Source organism: Colwellia sp. D2M02 (assembly GCF_018860755.1).
Classification (GTDB): Bacteria; Pseudomonadota; Gammaproteobacteria; order Enterobacterales; family Alteromonadaceae; genus Colwellia; species Colwellia asteriadis.
Genome location: NZ_JAHKPW010000028.1, coordinates 31,072 through 45,082, shown reverse-complemented (window position 1 = coordinate 45,082; position 14,011 = coordinate 31,072). Strand labels below are relative to the sequence as shown.

Here is a 14,011-nt window from a genome sequence, read left to right as displayed (position 1 = left end):
CAGCGTGCAATCTATTCTTGAACGAATCACCTCTGGAAAATTTTGGTCATTTCATGGCGGCATTCATCCACCTGAACAAAAAGCATTAACCGCAACTAAAGCCATTAGAACACTACCTTTACCAAAGCAGCTTATTGTGCCGTTACAGCAACATATTGGTGGTGAAGGTGATTTACTCGTTAACGTGGGTGACAAAGTACTCAAAGGTCAGCCTTTAACGTTAGCGTCTAATCCTATGGCATTGCCGATACATGCTCCAACCAGCGGTATAATCACGGCCATTAAAAAATCTGTTATTGCTCACCCTTCAGGCTTAAGTGAGCTGTGCTTATTTATCGATGTTGACGGTAAAGATACTTGGATAAAGCGTAATAAAAATCAAGATTACCAGCAGCTTTCCTCAAGTGAAATAATTAAAAAAATTGCTGATGCCGGCATTTCCGGTATGGGCGGTGCGGGCTTTCCTACGCACATAAAAACAAACTCAGCGGCTAATATTGATTTCCTCATTATTAATGGCGCTGAGTGTGAGCCTTATATAACAGCCGATGATTTATTGATGACTGAGCAAAGTCAGGCAATAGTTGATGGTATTAATATACTAAAACAAGTAATAGCACCAAAAAACATCTTGATTGCCATTGAAGATAACAAACCAAACGCCATTAAAGCAATGGAGATAGCAACAAAGGGCTTAGCACATATTCATGTTTGTGTGGTACCAACCAAGTACCCTACAGGTGGCGAGAAGCAGTTAATAAAAGTATTAACTGGCAAAGAAGTACCTAGCGGTAGCCTTCCCATAAATTGCGGTATTATTATGCAAAATGTCGCTACTTGTTTTGCGATTAGTCAAGCGGTAATAAATGATACACCGCTAATTGAGCGTGTTGTTACCGTAACTGGACAAGCTTTAGATACGCCGCAAAATGCTTGGGTTCTATTAGGCACTACCATTGACTTTTTGCTCAGTCAATTTTCAGCACAACCATTAGAAAGCGGTAAACAACCGGTTATTATGGGCGGCCCTATGATGGGCTTTGGTGTATTGTCTGAGCAAGTACCTATTATTAAAACCAGTAATTGTATTTTAATTCCCAGCAAGCAGGAAATGCCTAGCGCATTTGACCGCCAAAGTAAGGAAGTTGAATGCATTCGCTGTGGCGAGTGTGCGGTAGTTTGCCCTAGTCAATTATTACCACAAGAGCTGCAATGGAGTGCCAAAGCAAAAGACTATCCGCAGTTAGAGAAGCTTAATTTACGTGACTGTATAGATTGTGGCGCTTGTGCTTATGTATGCCCAAGCCAAATTCCTTTAGTACAGTATTACCGTATAGCTAAAGCAGAAATACGTCAGCAGCAGATTCTTGATATTAAGGCTGAAAAAGCCAAAGTACGCTTTGAAGCAAGAAAGTTAAGACTTGAAAAAGAAAAAATAGCCCGAGAAGAAAAACAGAAAAAAGCTGCAGCGGCTCGAAAAGCGGCAATGAATAAAGCAACGCCAGAAGCTGCGAATGCTAAATCTGCTGTAGCTGCTGCTTTAGCACGTGTTAAAGCCAAAAAAGCAGGAACAACAACGGCCGCTGCTCCAGAGAGTAGCAAAAGTGAAAACAACGTTGAAGATAATACGCAAAAATCGCAAGTTGCTGCCGCGATCGCCCGTGCTAAAGCCAAGCGAGAGCAGAAAAATCAAACGAAGGACCGTGGCAATAATGCAAACACTACCGAGGATAAACCACCTCAAGACAGTGCGATTGAGTCAACCGCTGACAATACAAAAAGTGTTGCCTCAAAGCCTGATGATAAGAAAGCAAAGATTGCTGCTGAAATTGCCAAAGCAAAAGCGAAAAAAGAAGCTAAAAGTGCGCCATCAATAACTCAATCAACCGATGAAGCGTCAACAGAAGCACCGATCCCTGCTACTCAATCGGATAATAGTCAAGCAGACGATAAAAAAGCGAAAATAGCTGCAGCAATCGCTAAGGCAAAAGCGAAGAAATTAGCCAAGTCAACTCAAGCAAATCAATCTACTGATTTAGAAGTTACATCGGGGAATGCTGACGTTGACGCTAATAACACGACTTTAACTAAATCAGAAAAAAAAGCGGCAATAAAGCCGAGTCATGAGCCAAATATTAGCGACAACATCGGCTCAAGTAATACTGACCCAAGTAATACTGACTCCAGCAATAAGACTCAAAATCAAGCTGATGATAAGAAAGCAAAAATAGCCGCTGCGATTGCTAAAGCAAAAGCGAAAAAATTAGCTAAATCGGCTAACGAAAATACCAGTAACAACGCTAATAACAATACACAAAAAGAGTTAACATAATTTATGGCCTTTTGGATAGCAAGCTCGCCACATAACCACATTCAGAGCGAAACATCACAACTGATGCGACACGTTATTTATGCCGCAATTCCCGGCATTTTCGCTCAGTGGTACTTTTTTGGTTGGGGAAACTTAATACATATTGGTTTAGCAATACTTACCGCCTTGCTGTGTGAGTTTACTATTTTAGCGTTACGTAACAAGCCCATAAGCAAAGAGCTTTTTGACGGAAGTGCCATACTCACCGCAGTATTACTAGGTATATGCTTACCTGCTCTAGCGCCATGGTGGATTACCGTTATCGGTGTTATTTTTGCTATTGGTATTGCTAAACAACTATACGGTGGTTTGGGCCATAACCCTTTTAACCCTGCGATGACAGGTTATGTCGTTTTACTTATTTCATTTCCTCTTCAAATGACCACATGGCAACCGCCGTTAAGCTTACTTAATATTGAGCTTAATTTATCTAATACACTTTCCGCTATTTTCACAGGCTTTACCTTAGAGGGCTATTCAGTTGAGCAAATACGTACAGGTATTGATGGCATCACCATGGCAACGCCACTTGATACATTAAAAACCAACACAACGCTTGGTTTAACCGTTTATGAGAGCATGACAGCAAATGTATTTGGCGATAACTTTGCGCTAGGTTGGGAATGGATTAACGCTGGATTTGTCATCGGCGGTATTTACTTAATCATTAAAAAAATGATTCCTTGGCAAACGCCTGTCAGCTTTTTAGCAGGAATATTTATCTGTTCATTTATTGCTTACAGCATCAACCCAGATAGTAGCCCATCAACAATGTTTCATTGGCTCTCGGGGGCCACGATGATTGGCGCATTTTTTATTCTGACTGATCCTGTAACTGGCGCAACCAGCATCAAAGGCCGTATTATTGTCGGCTTATTGGCTGGCTTACTCGTTTATTTAATTAGAACTTTTGGTGGTTACCCTGACGGCGTCGCCTTTGCTATTTTATTATGTAACATGGCTGCCCCTTTAATTGACCAATACACACGACCTCGCACCTATGGTCATACCAAAGGATAACGCTACTATGTCAAATAAAAAAACAAAAACTGTTTCAGCAACTACAGTAGCCGTGTCTAACAACAGCAAAATATTAACGTTATTTGCTATTGCTTGTACGGGTCTAGTTGCGCTGGTAAATGAACTTACCCAAGATAAAATTAAAGCCCAAGAGCAACAGCAACTCCTTAATACACTACATGCGATTATTGAACCATCACGTTACGATAACGACATAGCAAACGACTGTATTAGCGTAAGTTCACCTTTCCTGGGCACTAACGATGTCAAAACAGCATATGTTGCTCGCAAAAATAATAAAATTGTAGCCTTAGCAATGACCAGCACTGCGCCGAATGGCTATAACGGTAATATTGACTTTATTGTCGGTATTAATATTGATGCCACGATTAGCGGTGTTCGCATATTAAAACATCAAGAAACACCTGGACTAGGCGATAAAATAGAAATAGCCAAACATGACTGGATCACTAAATTTAATGGTAAAACCTTAATATCTAATGATGATAAGCGCTGGAGCGTCGTTAAAGACGGCGGTATGTTTGACCAATTTACTGGCGCAACAATTACACCACGAGCCGTAGTACATGGTATTAAAAATACGCTCAGCTACTTTAAAAATAATCAGCAGAGCTTACTGACGCAGCCTAATACCTGCAAACTAGCCTCACCATCAGGTAATATTGAAAAAACAAGTAACGTAGAAAACACTTCCCATGGCAATGCCCAAAATACAGAGGTGACTAATGAGCACTAAAACTCCCAACAATAATGCCTCTGCTCAAGCAATTAATGAAACCGCTATCAATGATGATACGGCTAATGCAAGTCAAAGTAGTGAAAAAAAAGCAATGCTTAATGCTGAATATAAAGAATTAGCTATTCAAGGCTTATGGAAAAACAACCCAGGCTTAGTACAGTTATTAGGCTTATGTCCTTTACTTGCCGTTACCGGCACAGTCGCTAATGCACTAGGTTTAGGGCTAGCAACACTATTAGTACTCATTTGCTCCAATGTAACCGTATCGGCTATACGTCACTGGGTACCAAAAGAAATACGTATTCCAATTTTTGTACTAATTATTGCTGCCTTTGTCACCTGTGTACAATTACTGATGAATGCATATACCTTCGGTCTTTACCAATCTTTAGGGATTTTTCTACCGCTCATTGTCACTAACTGCGCCATTATTGGTCGAGCAGAAGCCTACGCCTCTAAAAATCCAATAAAACAAGCGGCTTTTGATGGCTTTATGATGGGTATTGGCTTTGCTTTAGTGTTGGTTGTTTTAGGGGCAATAAGGGAGATTTTAGGACAAGGAACATTATTTGATGGCGCGCATTTACTGTTAGGTGATTGGGCGAGTAGTTTGCGTATTGAAGTTATGCAGTTTGATAGCCAATTCTTACTCGCCATTTTACCTCCAGGGGCTTTTATTGCGATGGGCTTTTTAATTGCCATTAAAAATGCTATCGATGCAAAAATGAAAAAAGCGCAAGTTAATACCCATGACGGCACCATTGAACGAGTACGTGTTAATTTTGATTCTTAATAGTGATATAAATAACGCTGATTTGATAGAGAGCCAATAACAATATTATGAATAGAAATACCCGTGTAGAAATGCTAACTCGCTTGCGCGATGATAACCCAACACCAACAACAGAACTGAACTTCAGCACTCCCTTTGAGTTATTGATTGCTGTACTACTTTCTGCACAAGCAACAGATGTTGGTGTTAATAAAGCAACAGACAAGCTCTACCCTGTTGCTAATACACCACAAGCCATTCTCGACTTAGGTTTAGATGGATTAAAGTCGTATATAAAAACGATAGGCTTATTTAACACCAAAGCGCAAAACACCATAAAAACCTGCCAAATGTTAGTCGACTTACACGGCGGTGAAGTACCTGAAAATAGAGCCGCTTTAGAAGCGCTTCCTGGCGTCGGCCGTAAAACCGCAAACGTAGTACTTAATACTGCCTTTGGTTGGCTCAAAGATAATGAAGGTAACTATTTTCTCGCTGTTGATACCCACATACAACGACTAGCTAATCGTACAGGCTATGCCAAAGGGAAAACCGTTGAACAAACCGAACAAGCCATCATAAAAAACACCCCCAATAAAAAAGAATTTATGTTCAATTTACACCACTGGTTTATTTTACATGGTCGCTATACTTGTACGGCGCGTAAACCGAAATGTGGCTCGTGTATTATTGAAGATTTATGTGATTTCAAAGAGAAAACTGAATAGCACAAGTGAGCTACATTAACGATTTAAGCATTACCAAAGCGCTAAAGTCCGATAAAAAAGCGATATTACGCTTTTATAAATCCCAGCAGTATTCAGCACGGTTTATCGGATTGGATCAAGCTTACTTAATCAAAAGTGAAAATGTGATTATTGCTTGCGTTATTATTTCTCAATTAACACCTACCAATGAACAATACTTTTTACATGGCTTAGTTGTCGCTAAATCACATCAGCGCCAAGGTATTGCGCGTTTATTACTTCAACATGTACAGAATAGTCACCAACCATTGGTTTGCTTTACACAGCCAATACTCGCGCCCTTATATTTAAGCGAAAATATGATTCAAGTATGTGAAAAAGAGATGAAATTAAAATTAAGCCCTGCTGTTTATACTCGTTATCAAACATATTTAAAAACGCAGCCTTGTTTAGTTGCTCTTGTATTAGGTTTATAACCCGAGTGTAGGCTAGTGAAATAGCGCGGCAAATAATGAGCAAAAAAAAACCTAACAATGTTAGGTTTTTAATCATAATGTGAATGCTATTTTACCAGCCTTCGACGCCTTTCATATCAGGTAAATGATGCGCAATACCTTTATGGCAGTCAATACAAGTTTTTTCACCTGATGCTAGAGCACCAGAGTGTTGTACTGCTGCACGTTCACTTTGCTCGGTAAAATCCATATAATCAAAATTATGACAATTACGACACTCTAATGAGTCGTTGGCTTTTAAGCGCTCCCATTCGTTTTCAGCTAACCGTCTACGATGCACTAAAAACTTCTCTCGCGTATTAATAGTACCAAAAATAGCACCCCATACCTCTTTTGAAGCTTTCATTTTACGGGCTATTTTATCAGTCCAATTATGTGGAACATGACAATCAGGGCATGTTGCACGTACTCCAGATCGATTGGTAAAGTGAATGGTCGTTTTGAGCTCTTCATAAACATTATTTTCCATTTCATGACAAGAGATACAAAACTCTTCCGTATTTGTCACTTCTAAAGCGGTGTTAAAACCACCCCAAAAAATAATACCTGCGATGAAGCCTCCAACTACTAAAGTACCTAAACTATAATAAGCGCTAGGTTTTTTTAAGGTGCGCCAACCAATTAGAAATAATTTTTTCATTAGTGCTCCTAATCTTTCTCAGCTGAAGTAACTTTATTTTTCATTAAGCTATGCATATCAGTAAAAGTATTTTCAACTAACGGCTTAGCATCAACTTGCGTGACATGACATTGGTTACAGAAATAACGACGTGGCGACACCTCAGCTAAGAAGTTACCGTCGCGATCCATATAATGAGTAACACTTACCATAGGTGCTTGTGATTTTTCAGTGCGATGACGTGAGTGACACGACATACACTTATTACTATTTGTATTCACCTCATAACTGCGCGTTGTATGGGGGATAACCGGCGGTTGCATAGGATAGTTACGAGTTTGTTTTATATCCTTGTTCATCACTTGAGGTATTGTATTGGGTGTTTTTTGTTCATCAACCTTAGTGTGATCTCGTAATGTTGCCACAGTATTTATGGTATCTTTATCTGCACTTATCGCTGTGCTTACATAAAATAACGGCGCCAAAGTCATTATTAATAAACTACTCATGGTTATTAAGTTAAATTTTTTCATAACAGACTCCTACACTTTCACAATTTTAATAGCACATTTTTTGAAATCCGTTTGCTTAGATAACGGGTCGGTAGCATCTAAAGTAACTTTATTTACTAAACGGCTAGCATCAAACCAAGGCATATATACTAAACCTTTAGGCGGTTTATTACGGCCACGCGTTTCAACACGAGTTTGCACTTCACCGCGGCGAGAAATTAATTTCACTAAATCTCCTCGGCGCATATTACGTGCTTTAGCATCATCAGGGTGCATATAAACCAAAGCATCAGGCATTGCTTTATAAAGCTCAGGAACACGCTGTGTCATTGAGCCAGAGTGCCAATGTTCTAATACACGGCCTGTAGATAACCATAAGTCGTATTCTTCATCTGGAGATTCAGCTGGTGGCTCATAAGGTAGAGCAAAAATAACCGCGCGACCGTCTTTGTGACCATAAAAATCCCAACCACTGCCCGCTTTAGCGTATGGGTCTGTACCTTCTTTAAAGCGCCATTGTGTTTCTTTACCATCAACAACAGGCCAACGTAAGCCGCGCTCCTGATGATATCTGTCATACGGCGCTAAATCGTGAGCATGACCTCGACCAAAACTAGCGTACTCTTCAAATAAACCTTTTTGAATATAAAAACCAAATTCACGTGATTCATGGTTTAATCTATCTTCTGGGATTTCATCTAATGAAAATTTACCAACAGATGATTCTTTGTAAAGCACATCAAATAATGTTTTACCTCGTACTTCTGGTTTTTTAGCAATTAACTCTTCTGACCAAACCTCTTCAATATTGAAGCGTTTTGAAAATTCAACTAACTGCCATAAATCAGACTTAGCCCCTTCTGGCGCTTCTACCATTTGATACCAAGATTGTGTTCGACGTTCGGCATTACCATAAACCCCTTCTTTTTCTACCCACATAGCTGCCGGTAAAATCAAATCTGCCGCTTGTGCTGTTACCGTTGGGTATGGATCAGAAACAACTATAAAGTTTTTCGGGTTACGATAACCAGGATAGCCTTCTTCGTTAATATTAGCTGCTGCTTGCATATTGTTATTACATTGCACCCAATAGAAATTTAATTTGCCATCTTTCAACATACGATTTTGCAGTGCAGCATGATAACCTGGTTTAGCAGGCACAGTGCCTTCAGGTAGGTTCCAAATTTTTTCAGCGGTTGCACGGTGCTTAGGGTTTGCTACAACCATATCAGCTGGTAAACGGTGAGAGAATGTACCAACTTCACGTGCGGTACCACAAGCTGAAGGCTGACCCGTTAATGAAAATGGACTGTTACCTGGCGTGGATATTTTTCCTGTTAACAAGTGAATGTTATAAACTAAGTTATTAGCCCACACTCCACGAGTATGTTGGTTAAAGCCCATCGTCCAAAATGATGTTACTTTAATTTTAGGGTCTGCATAGAGCTCAGCAAGCGCTTTCAATTTATGTTCGGGTACACCTGATAACTTAGCCGTATATTCTGCGGTATAGGTGCTAACAAATTTCGCGTATTCATCAAAACTAATCGATGTTGAGCTGCCCGCAGTTTTACCATTGTTTTTAGCTTTTTGCTCTAAAGGGTGTTCAGGGCGTAAACCGTAACCAATATCAGTTTCACCTAACTTAAAGTTAGTGTGTTTATTCACAAAATCTTTATTTACACGACCGGTTTCAATAATATAATTGGCAATATAATTTAAAATAGCTAAATCGGTTTGCGGCGTAAATACCATACCATTATCAGCTAAATCAAAGCTACGATGTTCAAAAGTCGATAAAACGGCCACTTTTACATGTGGTGCACTTAAACGACGATCGGTTAAACGAGTCCATAAAATAGGGTGCATTTCTGCCATATTAGAACCCCATAATACAAATGCATCTGCCGCCTCTAAATCATCGTAGCATCCCATAGGCTCATCAATACCAAAGGTACGCATAAAGCCGCCAACCGCCGATGCCATACAGTGGCGTGCATTTGGGTCAATATTATTTGTTCTAAAGCCTGCTTTCATTAACTTAACCGCAGCATAGCCTTCTTGCACTGTCCACTGTCCAGACCCAAACATACCTAATGCTTCCGGACCGTTTTTTTGTAAAGCGTCTTTGGCTTTTTCAGCCATAACATTAAATGCTTGCTCCCAAGTAATGGGTGTAAACTCACCTTCTTTATCGTATTTCCCATTAGTCATACGTAATAAAGGTGTGGTAAGTCTATCTTTCCCATACATTATTTTAGAAAGAAAGTAGCCCTTAACACAGTTAAGGCCTTTATTCACGGGCGACTTGATATCACCGTGAGTCGCAACAACCTTGCCATCCATTACACCGACATTAACGCTACAACCAGTACCACAAAAACGACACGGGGCTTTGTCCCATTTCAGCTTAGTAAGGTCTGAACTGGTAATGAAATTTGATGCCATCGCAGGTACAGATACACCTGCGACAGCCGCCGCCGCGGCAACGGCATTAGCTTTAATAAACTCTCGGCGATTAATGGTCATTGGGTCACCTTTCCTTTGCTCTTCGATTCAATTTAATGGTTTTAGCTTGATAAATTTCCAAGCCACTATTATTTTTATAAATTATTGGCGCTTACAGTTAAGTTCACAGTAGTGTTAACGTTAAATTTAATCCTAGTTTATGCCTTTACCAGTATTTTTTATTGACCTTCATCAAGAACTTGATGATAAACAGGAGATAAATTAATTAACCCTTGATGTATTCTTAATTGGTCCATTTTTTTACCAATAGTTTTATGGCTCTCTCCCTCTAAAGTTAGGACAATTTTTCCTTCCACACTGGTTGCATGAATTTCAGCCCCTTCAATAGCATTAATGGCTTGGGTTACTTCGCCTATTTGATCTTGCATACAATAAGCAACTAAGCTTGCAACATGATATTCATCGGTGGGCGTATTTATATTGTCTGTCATATTCCCTCTTCGTCTTAATTCACTGTGTTTATAATATTCACTACACAGTATGTGTTCTGTATAAAAATCATACGTTAAAATCCAACACCAATGACTCTTGTGGACAGATTGAGATACAAGCACCACACTGAGTACAATCAGTTTCGTTAATAGTAGGCTCTGGAATACTTGAATTGAGATAAACAAACTTTATGGCGTTAGGCTCACATTCATCACGGCAGCTTTGACAATAAATATTGTTTTTAGCTAAACATTTATCGGTTATCTCTAACGTTGCCGGCCAAGGTTTATCTCTGTGCGGTTCAATAGCAGTACTTGCTATTTGTGGATCATGAATACGAGTGACCAAAGGGTTTATATGCTGTGGCTGGCTATTGAGTTGTGCAGGTAAACTCTCTTGCTGAGCAAAGCTACTAACAAATAATGGCTGTTGGCAATGAGTTATGCACAAATCACAAAAAGTACATTCGCCTAATGTAAAATCAACTTTAGGAAAGCCAAATTCATCTTTAACAATAATGTTTGTTTCGCACGCATCAATGCAATCGCCACATTGAGTGCAACTCTCTGTAAAGGCTTTATCATTAATAGCCCAAGGTAGCCGTAATACTGACTCGGTTTTTACACGCCCTTTAAATAAACGACGCCGAGCAGGATCAACCAAACGTTCAGGCTTATCTGACTTGTTTCTTTTAAAAGAGAACAACGATTATGCGCTCGGAGGACCTAAGAATATTTGAGAGATCCACACCGCAAAGCCAAAGCCTGCGACAATAATAACGGATAAAATAGGTGCTAAAAATACCGCTAAAAAGATAAAGGTATTTCGTTCATGTTTTTGCTGTTGCTCAGGTGATATTGCTTTATTCATATTGGCTCTCTACGGTTTATGATGAGATAAGCTATATTTATAAACACCGTACTTACAGTAACAGTATTTAAAATCAAAATAATGAAGCTAATACTAGTTTGTTGTCTGTTTCTGTTTGTTGACCTAGATCAATACATATTATATAAGGCACACTTATTTAACATTTATTCAGGACTTATTTAAGTGTGTCTATAATCTAAGCAAAAAATAACACAAAATAAAGTTTTTCTTCTTATTTTTCACCTTTTTATTAGGCTGCTATGTCGCTATCACAGCTCAACTAATAAATAGAGAATTATAATAGGTAACTCTATAGTTTGTTAGATACGAGCATAACTTACTATTACTCCTTCAAATGTATCTACTAACGCTAGCGAAAAAAGTCAATTATTGTTATAAAGCAACGAGGGTTAGTGCTGCAATTAATTAGCTAACTTTAACGTGTATTTTTACCTCTCTTTTAAATAAGAATAGTGCGATTAATTGGCAGCAGCCCCTGTCTTCTGTCCTACGTAAGGAAAAACAATGAAATTTTTACATGCTATGGTGAGAGTGAAAGATTTAGATGCCTCTCTTGATTTTTATATTAATAAACTCGGTCTTATTGAAACTAAACGCAGTGAGTATCCTGACGGAAAGTTTACGCTAGTGTATTTAGCAACAGAAATAGGTGCACCAGAAGTTGAGCTTACCTACAATTGGGATTCTGCAGAAGAATATCCAACGGGTAGAAGCTTTGGTCATTTAGCATTTCAAGTAGATGATATTTATCAGCTTTGCCAAAAGCTACAAGATGAGGGTGTCGTTATTAATAGACCACCACGTTGTGGCTACATGGCATTTATTAAGTCTCCTGACGGGATCTCAATTGAACTGCTACAAAAAGGCGGGGCGCTGCCTGTTCAATCACCTTGGGCCGAAATGGAGAATATTGGCACTTGGTAAAGCCAAGCTAATAATTTGTTAACAATACACGCACTACATTTATTTATACATAGTGCGTGTATATAGTTTTAATTATTTGAACAGTATTTAAGTGCAGAAGATTAGGTATTATGCAGGTAAGGTATCTTTTAGTGCCGCTAAGCACAAGGTTACATTCTCATTACGCGCAGCATAACCCATTAAACCGATACGCCATGCTTTACCCGCAAAAGCACCAAGACCAGCTCCTATTTCTAAATTATAATCATTTAATAATGTATGTCTCACCGCAGCATCATCAACACCTTCAGGAATATATACTGCGTTTAGCTGTGGTAAACGCTCCTCTTTAGGTACTATAAAATTAATACCTAACTGTTCTAAACCACCCGCTAATTTATTATGCATAGTACGGTGACGTTGCCAGCTTTGTTCTAACCCTTCATTTTGTAATATTACTAACGACTCATGTAAGGCATAAAGAGAGTTTACTGGCGCGGTATGATGGTAACTACGCTTACCTTGACCTGACCAATAGTCCATTACTAACGATTGATCTAAAAACCAACTTTGAACGGGCGCATTACGTTTTTTAATCAGCTCTGCTGCCTGCTCACTAAAACTGATTGGTGACAAGCCAGGCACACACGATAAACATTTTTGACTGCCTGAATAAACAGCATCAATTCCCCAATCATCAACACGTAATTCAACACCTGCTAATGAAGTAACAGCATCAACAATCGTTAAACAATCATACTGTTTAGCAATACTACATAGAGCTTGAGCATCAGAAAGTGCGCCAGTTGAGGTTTCAGCATGCACAAAAGCAACAACGCTCGCTTGAGGGTTTTGTTTTAAAGTATCTTCGAGCTGCTGTGGATTAACAGCCCTGCCCCACTCGCCCTCAATAACAATTGCTTTAGCGCCAATACGCGTAACATTTTCAACCATGCGTGCACCAAAAACACCATTTTTACAGACAACGACAGTATCGTTCGGGGTCAATAAATTAACAAAACACGCTTCCATTCCCGCAGAGCCAGGCGCAGAAATTGCCATGGTGTAAGTGTTTTTTGTTTGAAAGGCATACTGAATCAACGTTTTAACTTCATCCATCATACCAATAAAGGTTGGATCTAAATGCCCTACTGTGGGTCGTGCGAGTGCGGATAAAACCCGAGGATTAACATCTGACGGACCAGGCCCCATTAAAGTACGTTGTGGCGGGAAAAAAGATGAAATAGACATATAATCCTCAAAATATTTAACAATAAATAATCATAGTAACATCCACTCTAGCATTGAGCTGTTTATAAACTAAATAAATTACTCTTATCCTAGCTATTCATTTGATAAATGTAATGGCAAGCGGCAGACTAACTGCTACTATTGCCAATTATAAACACCTTCTATTAAAAAACTCATGGCACTTAAAGCAACGATATACAAAGCAAACATTGACTTAGCCGATATGGATCGTAATTATTACGACAGTATTCAGTTAACCATTGCTCAGCATCCATCTGAAACCGAGCAACGCTTAATGGTAAGATTAATCGCGTACATTTTAAATGCACACCCAGATCTACAATTTGGCAAAGGATTAAGTGATGAAGATGAAGCCGCCATTAAGCAAGTAAATTACAGTGATGAAATAGCGCTGTGGATTGAGCTAGGTCAGCTTGATGAAAAGCGTTTAAAAAAGGCATCAAATCAAGCTAAGCAAGTCAAACTCTATTGTTATGGAGCAAGCGCCTCAACATGGTGGGGGCAAGCACAAAGCAATCTGAAAAAATTTGATCGTTTAAGCATTGAACAGTTCACTGCTGAAACTTGTGATGCGTTAGTTAAACTACTAAGTCGTACCATGGAATTTCAATGCAGTATACAAGACGGTCAATTATGGCTTTCTTCAGGCGATGAAACCGTACTGGTTGAAACAATTAAATTACAATAAAGTCGCTAAGCTTTTCACTC

Annotated in this window: 15 protein-coding genes; 8 read left to right on the top strand and 7 right to left on the bottom strand. The window is 39.2% G+C overall.

Annotated features, from left to right (window positions below):
* The first annotated feature begins 4 nt into the window (after positions 1–4).
* The 6 genes from rsxC (at position 5) to KO495_RS03630 (ending at position 6,106) form a co-directional block, all read left to right on the top strand.
* Positions 5–2,332 carry an electron transport complex subunit RsxC gene (gene rsxC, locus KO495_RS03655; RefSeq protein ID WP_215979038.1) on the top strand — a complete coding sequence of 776 codons (2,328 nt, stop codon included), beginning with the start codon at positions 5–7 and terminating at the stop codon, positions 2,330–2,332.
* A 3-nt stretch (positions 2,333–2,335) separates the two neighbouring features.
* Positions 2,336–3,391: an electron transport complex subunit RsxD gene (gene rsxD / locus KO495_RS03650; protein ID WP_215979037.1), complete on the top strand. Its 1,056-nt coding sequence runs from the start codon at positions 2,336–2,338 to the stop codon at positions 3,389–3,391.
* 7 nt (positions 3,392–3,398) lie between these two features.
* Positions 3,399–4,148: an electron transport complex subunit RsxG gene (rsxG, locus tag KO495_RS03645; protein WP_215979036.1), complete on the top strand. Its 750-nt coding sequence runs from the start codon at positions 3,399–3,401 to the stop codon at positions 4,146–4,148.
* Positions 4,149–4,242: 94 nt separating this feature from the next.
* Positions 4,243–4,944 (top strand): electron transport complex subunit E, encoded by a 702-nt coding sequence (locus KO495_RS03640; RefSeq protein ID WP_215979073.1) that lies wholly within the window; start codon positions 4,243–4,245, stop codon positions 4,942–4,944.
* Between the two features lie 47 nt (positions 4,945–4,991).
* Complete coding sequence (nth, locus tag KO495_RS03635; protein WP_215979035.1) at positions 4,992–5,651, top strand: endonuclease III; 660 nt, start codon at positions 4,992–4,994, stop codon at positions 5,649–5,651.
* A 5-nt stretch (positions 5,652–5,656) separates the two neighbouring features.
* A complete protein-coding gene (locus KO495_RS03630) occupies positions 5,657–6,106 on the top strand; it encodes a GNAT family N-acetyltransferase (protein WP_215979034.1) in 450 nt (149 codons plus the stop codon).
* Between the two features lie 91 nt (positions 6,107–6,197).
* Here the strand turns inward: KO495_RS03630 and KO495_RS03625 are convergent, their stop codons facing one another.
* The 6 genes from KO495_RS03625 to napE form a co-directional block, all read right to left on the bottom strand.
* Positions 6,198–6,785, bottom strand: coding sequence for a cytochrome c3 family protein (locus KO495_RS03625; RefSeq protein WP_215979033.1), 588 nt, complete (start codon positions 6,783–6,785; stop codon positions 6,198–6,200).
* Between the two features lie 8 nt (positions 6,786–6,793).
* A complete protein-coding gene (locus KO495_RS03620) occupies positions 6,794–7,297 on the bottom strand; it encodes a nitrate reductase cytochrome c-type subunit (protein ID WP_215979032.1) in 504 nt (167 codons plus the stop codon).
* 9 nt (positions 7,298–7,306) lie between these two features.
* Positions 7,307–9,805: a nitrate reductase catalytic subunit NapA gene (napA, locus tag KO495_RS03615; protein ID WP_215979031.1), complete on the bottom strand. Its 2,499-nt coding sequence runs from the start codon at positions 9,803–9,805 to the stop codon at positions 7,307–7,309.
* Between the two features lie 158 nt (positions 9,806–9,963).
* Positions 9,964–10,236 (bottom strand): chaperone NapD, encoded by a 273-nt coding sequence (locus tag KO495_RS03610; RefSeq protein ID WP_215979030.1) that lies wholly within the window; start codon positions 10,234–10,236, stop codon positions 9,964–9,966.
* Between the two features lie 67 nt (positions 10,237–10,303).
* Positions 10,304–10,942, bottom strand: coding sequence for a ferredoxin-type protein NapF (locus KO495_RS03605; protein WP_215979029.1), 639 nt, complete (start codon positions 10,940–10,942; stop codon positions 10,304–10,306).
* 3 nt (positions 10,943–10,945) lie between these two features.
* Entirely contained in the window at positions 10,946–11,107 is a 162-nt protein-coding gene (gene napE / locus KO495_RS03600) for a periplasmic nitrate reductase, NapE protein (RefSeq protein ID WP_215979028.1), read from the bottom strand.
* A gap of 525 nt (positions 11,108–11,632) precedes the next feature.
* Here napE and KO495_RS03595 point away from each other — a divergent pair.
* Positions 11,633–12,052: a VOC family protein gene (locus KO495_RS03595; protein WP_215979027.1), complete on the top strand. Its 420-nt coding sequence runs from the start codon at positions 11,633–11,635 to the stop codon at positions 12,050–12,052.
* Positions 12,053–12,160: 108 nt separating this feature from the next.
* Here the strand turns inward: KO495_RS03595 and KO495_RS03590 are convergent, their stop codons facing one another.
* The gene (locus tag KO495_RS03590) at positions 12,161–13,282 is read right to left on the bottom strand and encodes an alanine--glyoxylate aminotransferase family protein (RefSeq protein ID WP_215979026.1); all 1,122 of its coding nucleotides are present in this window, start codon (positions 13,280–13,282) and stop codon (positions 12,161–12,163) included.
* Positions 13,283–13,457: 175 nt separating this feature from the next.
* On the opposite strand from KO495_RS03590, the gene KO495_RS03585 reads away from it, so the two are divergent.
* A complete protein-coding gene (locus tag KO495_RS03585; protein WP_215979025.1) occupies positions 13,458–13,991 on the top strand; it encodes a YaeQ family protein in 534 nt (177 codons plus the stop codon).
* The last annotated feature ends 20 nt before the right edge of the window (positions 13,992–14,011 follow it).